At 70.1% G+C, this 17,632-nt stretch carries 15 protein-coding genes; 6 read left to right on the forward strand and 9 right to left on the reverse strand.

Features of this window, described 5'->3' with window-relative positions:
• Positions 1-282 precede the first annotated feature (282 nt).
• The gene (locus ACU6XJ_RS28875; protein ID WP_476318464.1) at positions 283-1,590 is read left to right on the forward strand and encodes a S1 family peptidase; all 1,308 of its coding nucleotides are present in this window, start codon (positions 283-285) and stop codon (positions 1,588-1,590) included.
• Between the two features lie 362 nt (positions 1,591-1,952).
• Here the strand turns inward: ACU6XJ_RS28875 and ACU6XJ_RS28880 are convergent, their stop codons facing one another.
• The 4 genes from ACU6XJ_RS28880 to ACU6XJ_RS28895 are packed head-to-tail and all read right to left on the reverse strand — an operon-like array spanning position 1,953 to position 7,346.
• A complete protein-coding gene (locus tag ACU6XJ_RS28880) occupies positions 1,953-4,721 on the reverse strand; it encodes a DEAD/DEAH box helicase (protein WP_476318466.1) in 2,769 nt (922 codons plus the stop codon).
• A 29-nt stretch (positions 4,722-4,750) separates the two neighbouring features.
• Positions 4,751-5,389 carry a hypothetical protein gene (locus ACU6XJ_RS28885; RefSeq protein WP_476318468.1) on the reverse strand — a complete coding sequence of 213 codons (639 nt, stop codon included), beginning with the start codon at positions 5,387-5,389 and terminating at the stop codon, positions 4,751-4,753.
• A complete protein-coding gene (gene hisS, locus ACU6XJ_RS28890; RefSeq protein WP_476318470.1) occupies positions 5,386-6,648 on the reverse strand; it encodes a histidine--tRNA ligase in 1,263 nt (420 codons plus the stop codon). The genes ACU6XJ_RS28885 and hisS overlap by 4 nt, the downstream gene beginning before the upstream one ends.
• The gene (locus ACU6XJ_RS28895; RefSeq protein WP_476318472.1) at positions 6,648-7,346 is read right to left on the reverse strand and encodes an MBL fold metallo-hydrolase; all 699 of its coding nucleotides are present in this window, start codon (positions 7,344-7,346) and stop codon (positions 6,648-6,650) included. The genes hisS and ACU6XJ_RS28895 overlap by 1 nt, the downstream gene beginning before the upstream one ends.
• A 335-nt stretch (positions 7,347-7,681) precedes the next feature.
• Between ACU6XJ_RS28895 and ACU6XJ_RS28900 the strand changes: the two genes are divergently transcribed.
• Positions 7,682-8,530 (forward strand): peptidylprolyl isomerase, encoded by an 849-nt coding sequence (locus tag ACU6XJ_RS28900; protein WP_476318474.1) that lies wholly within the window; start codon positions 7,682-7,684, stop codon positions 8,528-8,530.
• Positions 8,531-8,668: 138 nt separating this feature from the next.
• Complete coding sequence (locus ACU6XJ_RS28905; protein WP_476318693.1) at positions 8,669-9,157, forward strand: GNAT family N-acetyltransferase; 489 nt, start codon at positions 8,669-8,671, stop codon at positions 9,155-9,157.
• Here ACU6XJ_RS28905 and ACU6XJ_RS28910 read toward each other — a convergent pair.
• From ACU6XJ_RS28910 to ACU6XJ_RS28920, 3 genes are all read right to left on the reverse strand, one after another.
• Entirely contained in the window at positions 9,150-11,156 is a 2,007-nt protein-coding gene (locus tag ACU6XJ_RS28910) for a hypothetical protein (protein ID WP_476318476.1), read from the reverse strand. The genes ACU6XJ_RS28905 and ACU6XJ_RS28910 overlap by 8 nt on opposite strands.
• Positions 11,153-11,899: a hypothetical protein gene (locus ACU6XJ_RS28915; protein WP_476318478.1), complete on the reverse strand. Its 747-nt coding sequence runs from the start codon at positions 11,897-11,899 to the stop codon at positions 11,153-11,155. The genes ACU6XJ_RS28910 and ACU6XJ_RS28915 overlap by 4 nt, the downstream gene beginning before the upstream one ends.
• Positions 11,900-12,012: 113 nt before the next feature.
• A complete protein-coding gene (locus tag ACU6XJ_RS28920) occupies positions 12,013-12,666 on the reverse strand; it encodes a Crp/Fnr family transcriptional regulator (RefSeq protein WP_476318480.1) in 654 nt (217 codons plus the stop codon).
• A 328-nt stretch (positions 12,667-12,994) separates the two neighbouring features.
• Between ACU6XJ_RS28920 and ACU6XJ_RS28925 the strand changes: the two genes are divergently transcribed.
• Both ACU6XJ_RS28925 and ACU6XJ_RS28930 read left to right on the forward strand, forming a co-directional pair.
• A complete protein-coding gene (locus tag ACU6XJ_RS28925) occupies positions 12,995-13,204 on the forward strand; it encodes a hypothetical protein (RefSeq protein ID WP_476318482.1) in 210 nt (69 codons plus the stop codon).
• A gap of 48 nt (positions 13,205-13,252) precedes the next feature.
• Complete coding sequence (locus ACU6XJ_RS28930) at positions 13,253-13,534, forward strand: hypothetical protein (protein WP_476318483.1); 282 nt, start codon at positions 13,253-13,255, stop codon at positions 13,532-13,534.
• On the opposite strand, the gene ACU6XJ_RS28935 is transcribed toward ACU6XJ_RS28930, so the two are convergent.
• Positions 13,521-15,785, reverse strand: coding sequence for a RelA/SpoT family protein (locus ACU6XJ_RS28935; RefSeq protein ID WP_476318695.1), 2,265 nt, complete (start codon positions 15,783-15,785; stop codon positions 13,521-13,523). The two genes, ACU6XJ_RS28930 and ACU6XJ_RS28935, sit on opposite strands and share 14 nt — an antisense overlap.
• Before the next feature lie 248 nt (positions 15,786-16,033).
• On the opposite strand from ACU6XJ_RS28935, the gene ACU6XJ_RS28940 reads away from it, so the two are divergent.
• A complete protein-coding gene (locus ACU6XJ_RS28940) occupies positions 16,034-16,996 on the forward strand; it encodes a CHAD domain-containing protein (protein ID WP_476318485.1) in 963 nt (320 codons plus the stop codon).
• Positions 16,997-17,023: 27 nt separating this feature from the next.
• Here ACU6XJ_RS28940 and ACU6XJ_RS28945 read toward each other — a convergent pair whose 3' ends face one another.
• Positions 17,024-17,563, reverse strand: coding sequence for an adenine phosphoribosyltransferase (locus ACU6XJ_RS28945; protein WP_476318487.1), 540 nt, complete (start codon positions 17,561-17,563; stop codon positions 17,024-17,026).
• Positions 17,564-17,632: the final 69 nt, after the last annotated feature.

A 17,632-nucleotide genomic window follows, 5' to 3' on the forward strand; every position in this document is an offset into this window, starting at 1 on the left:
CCCGGCCGGGAAGCACGGTACGAGACGGCGCCGAGTCGAAAACGTTTACCGCGAGTGACAGACGGCAATTGCTCCATCCGGCGGTGAAACAGACGCCATCCAGTTGTCATGATCTTGCTCAAAGCTATGGCCTTTCGATATGGCACAACGGCCTGAGCTGGGATTTAGCGTGACCTCGTCAACGATCCAACCCTGCACGCCGATGTCGAAGGAGACACGGATATGGATCAACGACTACCTTCCGTAATCATCGGTGCGGCCGCCCTTGTGGTGAGCGTTTTCGTGGCTCCCGCCGCGAGCGCGGGGCCGGAATTCGCGCCGGACATGGTGAAAGCACTGCAACGAGATCTCGGGCTCAGCGCGAGCGAAGCCCGGTCCAGGCTGCTCAGGGAACAGAAATCCAGCGCGGCGGACGGGGCGCTGCGGCGCTCGCTCGGCGCGCGGTACGCCGGTGGCTGGCTCAACGCCAAGGCCGACAAGCTGACCGTCGCCATCACCGACTCCTCGGCCACGGCGGCCGTGCGGGCGGCCGGTGCCGAACCAGTGATCGTCGCCCGTAGCGCACGCCAGTTGGACGACGTGAAGTCCGCTTTGGACGCACGGACCGCCCCGCGCACCGTTCCGGGTTGGTATGTGGATGTGGCGAGCAACAGCGTCGTGGTGAAGTCCCGGCCGAACGCCGTGGCCGCGGCCTGGGAGTTCGTCAAGGCCAGCGGCGCGGACACCTCGGCCGTGCGCATCGAGCACTCGGAGGAGACGCCGCGGCCGCTCATCGACGTGGTGGGCGGCAACGCCTACTACATCGGCAGCGGCAGCCGCTGCTCGGTCGGCTTCTCCGTGGGCGGCGGGTTTGTCACCGCGGGGCACTGCGGCAGCACGGGTGCCTCCACCTCCCAGCCGAGCGGCACCTTCCGCGGGTCGAGCTTCCCCGGCAACGACTACGGCTGGGTGCAGGTCGCGGCGGGCAACACGCCGGTCGGCGCGGTGAACAACTACTCGGGCGGCCGGGTCGCGGTGGCCGGTTCGCAGGACGCGGCGGTGGGCGCCTCGGTCTGCCGGTCCGGTTCGACGACCGGCTGGCACTGCGGCACGATCCGGGCCCGCAACACCTCGGTCACCTACCCGCAGGGCACCGTCAGCGGTCTGATCCAGACCAACGTCTGCGCCGAACCGGGCGATTCGGGCGGCTCGCTGCTGGCGGGCAACCAGGCGCAGGGCGTGACCTCGGGCGGCTCCGGCAACTGCTCCTCCGGCGGCACAACGTACTTCCAGCCGGTCAACGAGATCCTGCAGGCCTACGGGCTGAGCCTGGTGACCAGCGGCGGCGGCACGCCTCCGCCGGGCGGCACCCAGTGCTCTGGCCGCAGCGCCACCGGCAGCCTCTCCTCCGGCGGCACCGCCTACCAGCCCGACGGCCGCTACTACCAATCCACCGCATCCGGCACCCATGCGGGCTGCCTGGACGGCCCGACCGGTACGGACTTCGACCTGTACCTCCAGAAGTGGAATGGCAGTTCCTGGACCACCGTCGCCCGCTCCGCAGGCGAGGGCCCCGACGAGAAGGTCAGCTACAACGGCACCGCGGGCTAGTACCGCTACCTGGTGCACGCCTACAGCGGTTCCGGCGGCTACACCCTCGGCATGTCGATGCCGTAGCCGCGAACCAGAAGCCGTGGGTGGTGGGTTGCCACCACCCACGGCTCTGGCGAGGCAGCCCACGCCCCCCGGGTCGGCTCCCTCTCGCACGACGTCGCATCGCGGTCCCAGATACCCCCGAATCCGGGACCGGCAACACAACGTCGGTGGCTTCCAGGGCTTGATCCAACGGCTCCCGCCACTCGAATCGCCTCGCACATGCGGATGCACGTGCAGCACGCATCCAGCATCTCGAATCCAGGGCATATCCGAATCGCCCCATCGGGTGTATTGCCGGTTTCGCGGGAATTGAGTGCTCAGCGCCGTTCGGCGGGGTGCGCGTTGAACGCGGTGAGCTCGCGGATGAGCTGGGCGGCGGCCCGCGACGGGTCGTGGTCGAACCGGGTCGGGCACGCGTCGAGAATGCGCCAGCCCGCCAGGCCGAGCGCGCGCCAGCGCTCCAGGTGCGCACCCGTTCCGCGTGGGTGCGGCAGCGTCTCCACCGCCACCGCGCCCGCTCCGTCGCCCACTACCAGATCCACCTCGTGCGGCCCCACCGGGTACCCGGCCTTCACCGGCTGGCCGAGCGCCCGCAGCTCACGGGCCAGCTTCGCGGTCCACTCCGCGGCGGGCGCGCGGGTCTCGATCTCCGCGGGCGGGCGCGCCGCGTGCCGGAGGTAGTCGCCGATCAGGCCGTCGGGCTGGTCGACGGAGAGGATGAGGTGCACGTACTCGCGGGCGCGGGTAGTCAGCACCGTCATCAGGTTCAGGTCGTTGACGAACCGCCAGGAACCGGCGTTGTCCTCGGTGGACAGCGCCAGACTGATGATCAGCTCGTCGCATTCGGCGCCCTGGAAGCTGTGCACGGTGCCGACCCGCAGTTCCGCCGCGGCCAGCTCCGCGATGTCGAACTCGGCCATGATCGCGGTGCGCAGCGCGTCGGCCTGGGCGCGGAAGGGGCTGACCACGCCGAGGGAGCGCACGCCCGAGTCCAGGCGGTCGCGGACGAGGTCCAGCACGGCGGCGACCTCCGCCTTGTTCACGCCGAGGATGCGGTGGCCGTCGACCTTGCGCACCGCGATGCAGCACCGGGTCGCCAGCCTCGGATGCGTGGTCAGCAGCTGGATGCGCCCCGCATAGCAGCGGTTGGCGGCGAAGGAGATCACATGCGGCGCGCAGCGATGGTGCTCGGAGAGCCAGCGCACCGTCTGGGTGCGCTCGGCCAGGTCGAACAGGCTCACCCGAGGCGCGTCCAGTTCCTCCAGCAGGTCCGACACGCCCTCGATCCGCGTCGCCTCCGCCACGACCCGCTTGGGCACGAAGGACACCTGGCGAAGCTGCTGCGGGTCGCCCGCCAGCACCGCGCGCTTGCCGCGCAGCAGCGCGGGCGCGGCCAGCGGCTGGTCGACATGGCTGGCCTCGTCGATCAGCACCAGGTCGAACAGGGCGGGCACCGCGGGCAGCACGTCCTCGACCTGGCCGAGGGTGCCGACCCACAGCGGCAGCGCGGTGGTCAGCGCCTCCGGGGTGATCGTGGACGCGAGCTCGGCCCTGGCCCGCCAGCAGTTCCCGACCACGCACCGCAGTTCCTTGCGGAGTTTCTCCGCGGCGGCCTGCACACTGGGCCTGCTCGCGCGGTTGGCCAGCACCGCCGCGGCCGCGGCCCGCAGCCGGTCGTCGCGTTTGCGCAGCAGGCTGCGCAGCCACGCCAGCGAGGTGCCGCCCTGCTGGCGCAACCGGTTCGCGGCGCGCAGCACGGTGACGGTGCGGACGGCAGCGGCCACGTCCTCGACATCCACCTCGGGGCCCGCGCCGACCGCGCGGCGCACTTTGGCGGCGGCCTGCGCGGCCCGCCAGCTGCCCGCGTCGTGGGCGCCTGCCAGCGCCCAGGCCAGCGCCCGGCGGGCAGGGGCCAGCCGGGCGCCGGGTTCGAACACGGCGGGGGCTAACTTCTGGTGCAGCGGAACGAGATCCCGCACCGCCGGGGCGTCCACGGCCTGCCGCTCGGCGTCCAGTGCGCCCGCGATGGACCGCACCACGCGCTGCTGGTCGGCCAGCGCCGTGGTCAGCGCGGAGTCCTCCCCCACGACTGCCTCGGGCAAAGCGTCGAGGCCGCGGGTCAGGGCCTCGCGCAGGTCGCCGTCCAGGAACGTGACCGGACGGACCGCGTTCGCCCGGTCCAAGGCGTGCCCGATGACCTCGGCGGCATGCCGGGAGCGGGTGGCGACCAGCACCGATCGTCCCGCCGCGAGCGCGTCGAGCGCGATGGCGGCCAACGTGTGGGTCTTGCCGCAGCCAGGCGGTCCGCTGATCAGCGTGACCGCCTCGGTGCGCGCCGCGAGCAGCGCCTGACGCTGCGGGTGGTTCAGCGGCAGCGGGTTGACCGGCTCCCCGTCGCGAGGCAGATCGGCGGTCCTGGCGCGGGTGCGGCGGTACAGCTGAGGCAGCACCGTGTCCTCGATGCCCGCGCGGCCTGCCCAGGCCCGCAGTTCGAGGTCGGTGTTGGCGGCCTGGAGTTCCCGTCCGGTGTAGAGGCCGCAGCCCAGCACCGCGACCAGCTCATCCCCTTTGGACAGCTGGATCGGGTCGTGCTCCGGGCCGACCATGCGCACGGTGGCGAAGCCCGCGGCGGCGAGCAGTTCGGCCGACCAGCCGCGCAAGTCGTGCAGGTCCATCTCCGGGCTCCAGCGGTCCGCGAAGGACGCGCCGCGCTCGGCGCCCAGCAGCGGAAGTGCCTGGAGTTTCCCGATCCCCCGCAGCGAAAGGCTGTCGGCGCCTACAGTGGACAAACGGACCGAACGGGACAGCAGGGGCACGCAGAGCCGGGTCTTGCGGCCCAGCACGCGGGCCGGGCCGACCAGCATCACCCAGCCCATCCGCACCATGCGCTCCGCCGGGTGCATACAGTCCAAAGCGGCCAGCCGGTCCAACGCATCGGTGCGGCGAACCCGCTCCGGGTTCATCTCGCGGCCAAGCCAGGCCAGCGGGGCGGCCGAGGATGAGACATGCAAACGTGGCCGGGCGGCTATCCCCGCGACGCTCAGGCGTGCCAGGGTACGCAGCACGCCGGGCAGCAGGGAGCTCATGGCGCGCCATCCTGCCAAGTGCGCAAGAACTACTCCAGTGCCGCTACGAAACGCGCTAGCGCATCCGGGTGAAGTTTTTGCGCCAGTCGCCCTTGCGGAGCAAGGGAAGCCACCTGAAAGAGCGGACGATCAGGCGCCGCCTCACCCTTGGCCTCCGACCTCAACTGGAGCACCAGAAGCTGTGAAAGCACCAGCGCACGGGTGTCCGGCGCACCGGCCAGCGCGTCGGCCAGCCTGCGTAGCTGGAGGATGCCGAGCTCACGACCGCCGGTGCCGGAGTAGATGGCCAGTGCGATGTTGACAGTCTTGCCCTTTGGGCCACCGCTTGCGAGCAGCCCGATCGTCCTGGTACCGCGCATATCGGTGATCAGCAGGGCCACCGAGGTGAGCAGCCGCAGGTCCACGGTGCGGGTGCCGAACATGCGCACCGAGATCTCGGTGCCGCGCAGCGTGTTCCGCCGCCGCGACTCGCCCCAGGCCAGCAGGAACAGCGGCACGGCGATGATCGCGGCGGTGAACAGGCCGGGCGCCCGGCCGCCGACCAGCCCGACGATGCCGCCCATCGCCGCACCCAGGAAGCTGGCGGCGACCACCAGCGTGATCGCCCTGCTGCGGGCCACTTTCGGCCCGAGCAGGTCCAGCGGGACCTGCTCATCGGTGGTGGTCACCGCGCCAACTCCGAACGGATGGTGGATACCAGCTCGGCCAGCGGTATCGGGCGCTGCTCGCCGGTGGAAAGCTCCTTGAGCTGGGCGCTGTCCTCGGCGAGGTCCCGCTCCCCCAACACGATCGCGAAACGGGCGCCGGAGCGGTCCGCGGACTTCATCGCGCCCTTGAGGCCCTTGCCGCCGTAGGACAGATCGGTGCGGATGCCCGCGTTGCGCAGGTGCCCGGCGATGCCCACCAGGCGAGCCTTCGCGGCCTCGCCCATCGGCACGCAGAACACCTCGCAACGCGCGGTGTCGGCGATGGCCAGTCCTTCCGCCGCGCAGGCCAGCACGGTGCGGTCCACGCCGAGGCCGAAGCCGACGCCGGACAGCGGCTGGCCGCCGAGTTCGGCCATCAGCCCGTCGTAGCGACCGCCGCCGCCGATGCCGGACTGCGCGCCGAGCCCGTCGTGCACGAACTCGAAGGTGGTCTTGGTGTAGTAGTCCAGGCCGCGGACCATGCGCGGGTTCTCGGTGAACTTCACGCCGAGATCGGTGAGGTGGCCCTTGACCTGCTCGTAGTGCTCGCGGCACTCGGCGGAGAGGTGGTCGACCATCAGCGGCGCCTCGGCGGTGAGCTCACGCACCTCGGGGCGCTTGTCGTCCAGCACCCGCAGCGGGTTGATCTCCGCGCGGCGCCGAGTGTCCTCATCGAGCGGCAGCTTCGCCAGGAACGCCTGGAGCTTCTCCCGGTAGGCGGGGCGGCAGGTGGCGTCGCCCAGCGAGGTGAGCTCGGTGCGGTAGCCGGACAGGCCCAGCGCGCGGAACCCGGCGTCGGCGACGGCGATGACCTCGGCGTCCAGCGCCGGGTCGTCCACGCCGATGGCCTCGATGCCGACCTGGTTGAACTGGCGGTAGCGGCCCGCCTGCGGGCGCTCGTAGCGGAAGAACGGTCCCGCGTACTGGAGTTTCACCGGTAGCTGACCGCGGTCAAGGCCGTGTTCGATGACCGCGCGCATGACGCCCGCGGTGCCCTCGGGGCGCAGCGTGACCGAGCGACCGCCGCGGTCTTCGAAGGTGTACATCTCCTTGCTGACCACGTCGGTCGACTCGCCGACGCCGCGGGCGAACAGCGTGGTGTCCTCGAAGATCGGCAGTTCGATGTGGCCGTAGCCCGCGCGCCGCGCAGCCTCGGTGAGCGCGGAGCGGACCGCGACGAAGGCCGCCGAGTCCGGCGGGAGGTATTCCAACACGCCCTTGGGGGCGGAAAACGTGCTCACTACAGTCCTCGTCCTCGCGGTGCGGCCTGCGCGTCGTCGATCCCCAACAGAAACGGGTTGGACGCGCGCTCACGGCCGATGGTGGTCGTCGGGCCGTGGCCGGGCAGCACGACGGTCTCGTCGTGCAGGGTCAGCACCTTTTCGCGCAGCGTGTGCAGCATCTGCTGGTGGTCCCCGCCCGGCAGGTCGGTGCGACCGATCGAGCCCGCGAAGAGGGTGTCGCCGGAGACCATCAGCCTGCCGCCCTCCTCGGTGGTCGTACGGAACGACACCGACCCACCGGTATGGCCCGGGGTGTGGTCGACGGTGACCCGCAGGCCCGCCAACTCGAGGTCGATGCCGTCGGCGAGTTCACGGACCTCGCTCGGCTCGCGCAGGGTGAACCGACCGCCGAAGAACTCGGCGGTCTCCTTGCTGAAGCCGCGGGCGGGGTCGGTGAGCAGGCCGCGGTCCTCGGGGTGGATGAAGGCGGGGACGTCGTGGCCGTCGCAGACCGGCGTCACGGAGAACATGTGGTCGAAGTGGCCATGGGTGAGCAGCACGGCCACCGGCGTGAGGCGGTGCTTGGCCAGCTGCTCGGTGATCGGTTCGACGGCGTCCTGGCCGGGGTCCACGATCACACAGGCCTCACCCGGCCCCGGCGCGAGCAGGTAGCAGTTGGCCTGCAGGGCTCCGGTGGGAAATCCCACGACGAGCACGGTGCGGCCCTCCCGACATTGATCGTCCGTTCGGCCGAGTTTCCGGCCCTGTTGCCGGTGACCAGCCTAGCTGGGTGCCATGGCCATACAGCAGCCATATACCGCTTGCCTAGAATCCCACCGCAAGTGTCCTACGCCGGGGGCCCGTTGCCTTTATTCGGTGGATCCAGCTTTCCGCTGGGCGCGCCGGTGAAAGGTCCTCGTACCGGGCGTACTTGGGCCTTTCACCGGTGCGTCCAGCGGGAAGCTGGGCCGCCGAGAAAGGTGACGGGCCCCCGGCGTAGGACACACGGCCCTGCATTTGGGTCGAGGAGTCGGGCGGAGGGAGCACCGGGGTGCCGAGCAATGAGCAACGCCGCGAAGCGGCAAGGCGGAAGCTGGAACGTCAGCTGGAACGCCGGGCGGCGCGGGCCAAGCGGAACCGCATCATTGCCGTCGCCGCCACCATAGTCATCACGCTCGCGGTCGTGGGCGGCATCTACTGGCTGGCCACCGACGACGGCAGCAGCGACGCGGCGAACCCGTCGGAGACCACGACCACGACGCCGCTGCCGCAGGGCAAGAAGACCGACGGCGGCTGCGCCTTCGAGGAGACCCCCGCCGAGCCCGCCGCCAAGCAGGCCGGGATGCCGGAGGACCCGAAGGACACGCCCAAGCAGGGCACGGTCACCGTCAACCTCAAGACCAGCCAGGGCGAGATCCCGCTGACCCTGGACCGGGCGAAGGCGCCCTGCGCGGTGCAGAGCTTCCTGCACCTGTCCAAGGCCAAGTACTTCGACGCCACCAGCTGCCACCGCCTGACCCTCGGCGAGGGCCTGAAGGTGCTCCAGTGCGGTGACCCGCAGGGCACCGGCCGCGGCGGCCCCGGCTACAAGTTCAAGGACGAGAAGCCCGCGGACCTGCCGAACTTCCCCGCCGACCCGAGCGGGCAGACCAAGCTGTACGCCCGCGGCGTGCTGGCCATGGCCAACAGCGGCCCTGACACCAACGGCAGCCAGTTCTTCATGGTGTTCGCCGACTCGGGCCTGCCGCCGAACTACACCATCTTCGGCACCATCGGCGCCCCCGGCCTGACCGTGCTGGACAAGGTCGCGGCGGGCGGCGTCTCGCCAGAGGGCCAGTCCCCGCAGGACGGCAAGCCGAACCAGGCGGTCAACATCGAGACGGCCACCGTCGTCCAGTAACCACGCCGCTCACGGCGGCCCTCACCTTCCGGTGGGGGCCGTCTTGCGTTTCATGTGGTTGTCGGAGCGGAAGATCGACCCGGTGAAGCCAACCCTGCGCGCGGGCACGCGGGGCACGCGTGCAAAGCTGATCTCGTGCTGCTGCTTCACGGCGAATCCGTTGTCCTGCGTCCCGCGTCCGTGGACGATCTTGATCTCTTCGAGGAGATCCTGGCCAAGCCCGAGTTGGTCGACTGGCATTGGGACGATCCGGAGGCCGATCTGGTCGAGGACGCCGACAAGCATTTCGCGATCATGGTGGATGACCATGTCATCGGCATGATCCAGTGGTGGGAGAACGAGGATCCCGACTACCGGCACGCCGGGATCGACCTGTTCATCGACCCGGAGTTCCACAGCAAGGGCTTCGGCACCGACGCGGTGCGCACGGTGGCCCGGTGGCTGGTCGAGGACCTGGAGCACCACCGCCTCACCATCGACCCGGTGGCCACCAACAAGGCGGCGATCCGCTGCTACGAGAAGGTCGGCTTCAAGCCGGTCGGCGTGATGCGCCAGTACTCCTGCAACGACGAGGGTGTCTGGGAGGACGGCCTGCTGATGGACCTCCTCGCCGACGAGCTCAGCTGACCAGCGAGCAGGCCTTGTCGATGATGTAGTCGATGCGGCCGCCCAGCTTGAAGTAGCGCTCCCGCAGATCCGCGCGCAGCAGGTCGGGTCGGGGGATCACCTCGGTGAACAGGTGCGTCAGGAATTTGGCCTGCCTGCTGTCGGGCTCGGCCCGCCGCGCGGCGCCGTAGAGCCCCTCGATCACCTCCGTGCCCAGCCGGACGTCCTGCAGCATCTGACGCAGCAGGCAGGCGACCAGCGCGCCGCATTCGGCGTCCACGGCGGCGATCTGCGCATACGCCAGGTCGCGCACCCCCAGGATCCACATTGCGCAGGCCAGCGCCACGCCGCGTCGGCGGCGGTCGTCGTCGTCCGAGCAGCGGCAGTGGCTCCAGGCATGCAGCCTGCGCAGCACCGGCACCCGGTTGCCCTTGGTGGAGGTCAGCCCCAGCACCGCGAGCACCACGCTCTCCTGCACCACGGTGCGCTCGCTGGTCGCGGCGGACTCCAGCCGGTCCAGCACCTCCCCCAACTCGTCCTGGCCGTAGCCGCGGGACTGGAACAGCACAGCGGTGCTCTTGGCGTAGGCCGAGGTGCCGTCCAGCCAGCGGTCCACCTGCCGGGTGATCAGCGGCCGGTAGGCGTCCTTCTCGGCGAGCCTGCGCAGTGCCTCCGCCGCCAACTCCCTGCGGTGCCAGCTCACGTGCTCGGCCAGCGGCAGCAGGTCCTTCAGCGGCCGGGTGCGCGGCACCGCCTGCACGAGCGAGCAGATCGCCAGCGCCGCGTCGGTGGTGTAGCGGCCCGCGAGGCCGGGGTGGATCAGCCAGGACAGGACCAGGTCGCGGGCGATGTCGTACTCCCGCCACACGTAGCGGATCACCGCGGCGGCCCACTCCGACCTGGTGAAACGCACCGTCTCGATGACCAGTCCCGGGTACGCCGCGTGCTCGCGGGTGTCGCAGCGGGCGCCGACCCTGCCCAGCAGTTCCTCCCGCGAGGCGTCGAACAGCCTGCGCGGCCGCAACTCCTTGTCCGGCGGCAATTCCGCGGTCCGGATGGCCTCCTCCAACACGATCGCGGCGTCGCACACCACGTCGTAGGGGCGGTTCTCGAACACCGCGATGGCCACCGCCAACGCGTACTCGATGGTGGTGCGCCGCTGTCTGGTGAACCACTCGGCCACCGCCACCGCGATGTCGGTGCCCAACTCCGACCGCGCCGCCTCCTCCGTGCAGCGGGTGTCGGCCACATCGATCGCGAGTTGACCGGCGTGGTCGGCGCGGCGCGGGGAGTCACCGGCGGACAGGCATCCGTTCAGGGCGGTCTTGAGTACCCGCAGCGGTTCCTCCGCGGCATCGTGTCTGCGGTAGCGGATCGTCGCGGCCGCCACCTCCACCGGGTCCGGCGGGGACAACGGGGCGCTGTGCCGCAGTTGGTGCGATGGCACCTGGGTGCGGTCCTCGACGATCAGCACGAGCAGCGCGCCGATCTCCTGAATCAGCTTGTGGATGCCGGAGAACTCGCGGTCGCCGAAGGCCAGCCGGGGCGCGGGGTGCGGGCATTCCCAGAGATAGCCGTGCGCCGGTTCGAGTTCGGCGCCGTCGATGCTGTCCAGCGGGCGGTTCGGGTTGAGGTGCACCAGGTTCGCGGGCCGGTGGTCGCGCAGCAGCCGGATGCCCGCGAACACCCGGCCCGCGCCTTTGCCGTAGAGGATGACGATGCGCTGGTCGGCGAGCTTGTGCACGGCCGCGTCGAAACCGCCTGGCGCGACGAACTTCCCGGCGACCTCGGCCAGTTCGAAGTCGGCGACGCGGCGGTCGATCAGCGGTGGCGGCAGCAGCGAGTTGAAGGTGATGTCACCGTTGATCGTGCCGCTCTGCACGCCGTGGTTGTCCCCGAGGGTGCTGTTGGCGGTGCGGCCGCCGTCTTCGGGCGGGAGCAGGCCCAGCGTGGTCTCGGCCTCGGTGTCGCGTGGTGGGGCGGGGGACGCCGGTGTCGCACCGGCATCCGCCGCCGTCATCGGCGAATTCCGTGCAGGGTGATATCGCCGTGAATGGTGCCGGCCTGCACCCCGTGCAGGTCCCCGGCCACATAGTTGCTGACGCTGCCCGCCGCGGGCGCGGGCTCAGGCGGTGGTGCGGCTTCCTCGGTGGTTTCGGCGAAATCCGCCAGCCGGTTCTGGTCGAAGCCGGGCACCCTGACCCAGGCGATCGAGCGGTACTCCTTGTGCTCGATCAGCACGCCGCAGAACTCCTGCTGTCCGATCAGCCTGGTGTACGCGCCGCCGAACACGGCGCGATAGGCGTGGTCGGACAGGATGAGCCCGGAGCTGAATGAGCCGTCCGGGCGGTCCTGCGCACACCGCTCCAGCAGGGCGCGGAACTTGTCGGCGTTGAGCAGCCGGGCGTTTTCGATGTTGGCGCGGTGGTAGCCGATGCCGTCGGGCAGCGGCGCGACGTGGATCGCCACCCGTAATCGCACCTCGGGCTTGCTGTGCCGGTTGTACCCGGCGATCCTGCCGTCCAGCACGGTCGTCATGTCGACGAGCCTGCCGAGGTGGGTGCCCGCGAACGCCAGCAGCATGCCGTCACCGGTGTGCTGGTCGGGGACATTGGGGTCGGGCTTGAGTTCGAACTCCCGCAGCGCTCCCCACACCAGGTCGTAGAACGCTTCCGAGAGGGCGACCAATTGGTGGCCGGGTGTACCCGCGGACTTGATCATGTCCAGGCCGATGACGGCGCGGTGTTCCGGTACGAGGATCAACGAACCTCCCCCTGAATCAGCATGATGATCTTGCTTCCACTCCCCCGGCTTAGCAGTTTCGTCCGGATTCGGGGGGTGCTCTCCCTGATTCGCGGGATACCGGACGGTAAAGCTCAATCCGAGAGTTCCTCGGTGAATCGCCGTTCAAGCCGCGCGAGGTCGGGGATGACGAAACGCGCGCGGCCGGTGCGCAGCAGTCCGGCCGAACGCAGTTGCTTGAGCGCGCCGTCCACCGTCTTCTCCGAGGCGGCGACGACCTGTGCGAGTTCCTTCTGCGTGATGCCGCTGATCACGACACCCTCCGGTGTGAACGTGCCATAACGGCGCGCCCAGCGGCACAGCTGCCCACCCACCCTGGTCAGGGTGTCCTGCCCGAGGCGGTCCAACCGCTGCTGGTCGGCGGTGCGCAGCCGGTGCTGCACGATGTCCAGAACATACCGCGCGAGATCCCGGTCGTCATCGAGCAGGCAGAGGAATCGGTCCCTGGCGATATGCACCACGCTGCCCGAGGTCAGTGCGATGGCGGAGGCGCTGCGCGGCTTGTCGCTGAGCACACCCAATTCGCCGATCAGGTCGCCCGGCCCGCACAGGTCCGCGATGAGCTCGGCGCCGACGCGGTTGGTCAGCACGATCTTGACCGTGCCCGCCGCGATCAGCAGCACCTCCTCGCTCGCGGTGCCCTCGGTCAGCAGGAAGTCCCCTCGTCGGAAGCTCCCGGCACGGCCCGCCCTGCGCAGCCGCGCCAAAGCGAGCGGGTCCCTGCCCATGGTTAACGCATGATCCAATCCTTCGACGACCATGACGGCTCCGATACCTCCCGGTTCACGATCCTCGCGACGCCTACGCCAGGGCGACCAGCGCCGATCGGGTAAAACCGACTAGCTGACGGTAGTGCGCCCCCATGGGTCCGAACGCCGCGGGCATTACGACGACGGCGGCGCGTCCCATGCCTGGCGCACAGCCGGGTGGTGCAGGTTGTCCACAAAGCCCAGGCATATCGGGGCTGTCTCAGCGGTATACCTGGAAAGGGTTTCGGATGGCAGGTCGGGCACCGGCTGGTGACAATTCGGTTCCGGATCGGCGGAAGAAGGGATGATGGCCATCAACGAGTCAACCAGGCACCACGTACTCCGAGCGGACGCGTTCGCGCTCCCGGAGGATGCCGACCCCGCCGACCTCGCGGAACAGCGGGCGGCGTTGGACGAGGCGCAGGACAACCCGCCGACCGAACAGCTCGAGGTCGACCCCGCGGACGCCGATGAGCAGCGCCGCGCCGTTCCCGGCGATGAGGACGACTACCGCTGATCCTCGCACTCCGCCTTCCTTGGCAGGGCGGTTTCCACGCCTGGGTTGGTGGAACCGGCCTACACGACCGGCGGCGGGCTGATCGGTGCCGTCGCGACCAACTACTTCACCAAGCACACCGAGCGCAGAAAGCTGCGCGCCACCGTGATGGACGCGGTCTCGCAGACCTCGGCGGTGGTGCCCGCCGTTCGCGAGCTTGAGTCCGGGGTGGCGCCGCGAACTCACCAGGTCACGGCGTCCGCTCCCGGCTCGCCGCACTACGCACCCAGGCCCGGGGCGCTGGTCGAACGGCAGGACGCAGCGAGGGACGTGCTGCTCAGGACGAGGTGACGCGGTAGACGTCGTAAACGCCCTCGACATTGCGCACGGTGCGCAACAGGTGACCGAGGTGCTTGGTGTCGCCCATCTCGAAGGAGAAACGGCTCACCGCCACCCGGTCCCGTGAGGTGGTCACCGACGCGGACAGGATGTTGACCTTCTCATCGGCCAGCACCTTGGTGACGTCGGAGAGCAGCCGGTGCCGGTCCAGCGCCTCCACCTGGATGGCGACCAGGAACACCGAGGAGGCCGACGGCGCCCACTCGACCTCCAGCAGCCGCTCCGGGGTGGTGCGCAACTCGTCGGCGTTGGTGCAGTCGGTGCGGTGCACGCTCACCCCGCCACCGCGGGTGACGAAGCCCAGGATGTCGTCGCCGGGCACCGGTGTGCAGCAGCGGGCGAGCTTGACCAGCACATCGGTGGCGCCCTTGACCACCACGCCCGCGTCCCCGATCGCGCGGCGGCGCTGCACGGTGGAAGGAGTGGAGCGCTCGGCGAGTTCGTCCTCGGCGTGCTCGACGCCGCCAAGCTGGGCGACCAGGCGCTGCACCACGTGGCGGGCGGAGATGTGGGTCTCCCCCACCGCCGCGTACAGGGTGCTGACGTCGGGGTACCGCAGCTCACGGGACAGCGCCGCCATGGAGTCCGCGGAGACCAGCCGCTGCATCGGCAGGCCGACCCTGCGGACTTCCTTGGCGATGGCCTCCTTGCCCGCGTCGATCGCCTCGTCCCGGCGCTCCTTGGCGAACCACTGCTTGATCTTGGCCCTGGCCCTGGGCGATGCGGCGAACTGGAGCCAGTCGCGGCTGGGGCCTGCGCCCTCGGCCTTGGAGGTGAAGATCTCGACGACCTCACCGTTTTCCAGCTTGCGTTCCAACGCGACCAGGCGGCCGTTGACCCGCGCGCCGATACATCGGTGGCCGACCTCGGTGTGCACCGCGTAGGCGAAGTCCACCGGGGTGGAGCCGGTGGGCAGGTTGATCACATCGCCCTTGGGGGTGAACACGAAGATCTCGCGGGCGGCCAGGTCGTAGCGCAGCGACTCCAGGAACTCGCCTGGGTCGGCGGCCTCCCGCTGCCAGTCCAGAAGCTGGCGCATCCAGGCCATCTCGTCGACCTCGAACGACTTCCCGGCGTGGTGGCCGCCGTGGGTGCCGCGGGTCTCCTTGTACCGCCAGTGCGCCGCGATGCCGTACTCGGCGGTGCGGTGCATCTCGTGGGTGCGGATCTGCACCTCGAGCGGCTTGCCGTCCGGGCCGATCACGGTGGTGTGCAGCGACTGGTAGACGCCGAAGCGGGGCTGGGCGATGTAGTCCTTGAACCGGCCTGGCATCGGCTGCCACAGCGCGTGCACCACGCCCATCGCGGCGTAGCAGTCGCGGACCTCGTCCACCAGGATGCGCACGCCGACCAGGTCGTGGATGTCGTCGAAGTCGCGGCCGCGGACGATCATCTTCTGGTGGATCGAGTAGTAGTGCTTGGGCCTGCCCTCGACCCGCGCCTTGATCCTGGCGTTCTCCAGGTGCTCGGCGATCTCGGAGATCACGCCGCCCAGGTAGATGTCGCGGGAGGGTGCGCGGTTGGCCACCAGCCGAACGATCTCGTCGTATTTCTTGGGTTGGAGGATCGCGAAGGCGAGGTCCTCCAGCTCCCATTTGACGGTGGCCATGCCCAGCCGGTGGGCCAGCGGCGCCAGCACCTCCAGCGTCTCGCGGGCCTTGCGGGCCTGTTTCTCCGGCGGCAGGAACCGCATGGTGCGCATGTTGTGCAGGCGGTCGGCCAGCTTGATGACCAGCACCCGGGGGTCGCGAGCCATCGCGATGATCATCTTGCGGATGGTCTCGGCCTCGGCGGCTGCGCCAAGCTGCACCTTGTCCAGCTTGGTCACCCCGTCGACGAGGTGGCCCACCTCTTCGCCGAAGTCGTCTTCGAGCAGCTCGAGCGAGTAGTCGGTGTCCTCCACGGTGTCGTGCAGGAGCGCGGCGACCAGCGTGGTGGTGTCCATGCCCAGCTCGCCCAGGATGGTGGCCACGGCGAGCGGGTGGGTGATGTAGGGGTCGCCGGACTTGCGGCGTTGGTCGCGGTGCTTCTCCTCGGCGACGTCGTAGGCCCGTTGCAGTAGTCCCAGATCGGCCTTCGGGTGCAATTCGCGGTGCACCGCCGCCAGGGGTTCAAGCACCTGCTTGACCAGCGCGGGCCGCTGCGCTGTGATGCGTCGGGCGAGCCGAGCCCGCACGCGCCGGGTCGCGGACGGTTGCCGCATGGAAGGCGGCACCTCCTGCGCTGACGCGGGTACGGACTCCAGTTCGCTCACCGCACACTCCACAGGGCCGATTTCGGGGTTCCCGAGGGCCGGGACGTGCCCTTTTCCCCAGGATGCCTCGCCAACCGGAATGACGCTCGCCTCCCGAGACCGTTGAGGATAACTCCGCTATCACAGCAGGTGAGCGGGCAGGGTGTCCTCTTGTCGGTGGTATCACGCGTCACACCTGTCGTGGTAGGACCGATTCCATGCCTGCGAAGCCGCAAACGGCGCTGGACGCCGTCCTCGCGTATGTACAACGGCAGCACTCACTGATCGGTGACCAGTTGGGCCGGGCCCGCGACGACGAGCCGGGCGCGGTGCGCAGGCTGCGGCACCGGGTGCGCCGGGTCCGGAACACGCTGGAGACGTTTTCGGGCGTGCTTGGCCCGCGGCAGCCGCTGGTGGAATCGCTGAGCAGGCTGAACTGGGCGCTGGGCACCGCGCGGGACGTGGAGGTCCAGCACGCCCGCCTGTCTGCGCTGCTGGAGCGGGCCTCGCGGGATCTGGTGCTCGGCCCGGTGCGGACGCGGGTGGAGTGGTACTTCGGCCGCGAGCACGCCAAGGCCCGCGCCCAGCTGCTGCTCGTGCTGGACAGCGAACGCTGCCGGACGATGCTGCTCGACCTGTCCGCCCTGCTCACCGAGCCGCCCGCCACCGAACTCGGCTGCCGACCGGCCGCGGAGGTCCTGCCCGGGTGCGTCGACGCCCGCTACCGCGACCTGGAGACCGCGGTGTCCCTGCTGTCCGGGGACGGCACCGACGCCGACGAGGCCCTGCACCGGGTCCGGATCGCCACCAAGGCGGTGATGGACGCGACCGAACTGGCCATCCCCGTGCACGGCAAGCCTGCCCGCGGGCTGCGCAAGCAGCTTCGCTCCCTACAGCGCCTGCTGGGCACCCACCAGGACAGCGTGGTGGTCCGCCGTGCGCTGCTGGCCCTGGGCGAACGCGCCCACCTGCACAGCGAGAACGGCTTCACCTACGGTCTGTTCCACGGCTGGGAAGCCCAGCGCGCCGCCGCCGTGCAACGCCGCCTCCCCACCGAATGGGCCCTCCGCAGCGACCCGCACCACCGCTCCTGGCTCTTGACCCCCGCCATCCCCGACCAATCCAGACTTGGTGTCCCAAGTCCGGCCATAGCGGCGTCATCCGCAGACCTAGGGCATTAAGTCGAACCTTGGACGCCAAGTGCGGGATCAGAGCTGGAAGAGCGCCTGGACCTCGGGCATGGCGGCGGGGCGGACGGGGGCCAGTGCGGTGATGTCGATGAGGATGGCGACGCCGCTGACGTGGGCGCCTGCTCGGGTGATCAGCTCGCAGGCGGCGGTGACGGTGCCGCCGGTCGCCAGGACGTCGTCGACAACCAGGACGCGTTGGGCGGGGCGGAGGACGCCCGCCGCGAGTTCGAGGCTCGCGGTGCCGTATTCGAGGGCGTAGTCGACGCGGTCGGCGACGACGGGGAGCTTGCCGGGTTTGCGGACGGCCACCACGCCCAGGCCCAGCCGGGCGGCGATGGCGGCTCCCAACAGGAAGCCGCGGGCCTCGACCGCGGCGACCACGTCGGATTCCGGGGCCGCATCCGCCATGGCATCGACGACGGCGCGGAAGGCCTCGGGGTCGGCCAGCATCGGGGCGATGTCCCGGAAGAGGACGCCGGGTTGTGGGAAATCGGGCACGTCGCGCACCAGCGCCAGCGCGCGGCGGAGATCGGCGGTCAACTCGTCGTAGGTGGTCATCGAGAGGTGGCCTCCGCGGGTGGAAAAGCCGTGAGTGGCAACCGAGGCCTGGCCTCGGTTGCCACTCAC

The organism is Actinorectispora metalli (assembly GCF_056323685.1).

Excerpts from the sequence above, each read along its gene's own strand:
- ACU6XJ_RS28940 (WP_476318485.1), top strand. The coding sequence starts at position 16,034 with ATGCCTGCGAAGCCGCAAACGGCGCTGGACGCCGTCCTCGCGTATGTA.
- ACU6XJ_RS28945 (WP_476318487.1), bottom strand. The coding sequence starts at position 17,563 with ATGACCACCTACGACGAGTTGACCGCCGATCTCCGCCGCGCGCTGGCG.
- ACU6XJ_RS28935 (WP_476318695.1), bottom strand. The coding sequence starts at position 15,785 with ATGCGGCAACCGTCCGCGACCCGGCGCGTGCGGGCTCGGCTCGCCCGA.
- ACU6XJ_RS28920 (WP_476318480.1), bottom strand. The coding sequence starts at position 12,666 with ATGGGCAGGGACCCGCTCGCTTTGGCGCGGCTGCGCAGGGCGGGCCGT.
- ACU6XJ_RS28910 (WP_476318476.1), bottom strand. The coding sequence starts at position 11,156 with ATGACGGCGGCGGATGCCGGTGCGACACCGGCGTCCCCCGCCCCACCA.
- ACU6XJ_RS28925 (WP_476318482.1), top strand. The coding sequence starts at position 12,995 with ATGGCCATCAACGAGTCAACCAGGCACCACGTACTCCGAGCGGACGCG.
- ACU6XJ_RS28880 (WP_476318466.1), bottom strand. The coding sequence starts at position 4,721 with ATGAGCTCCCTGCTGCCCGGCGTGCTGCGTACCCTGGCACGCCTGAGC.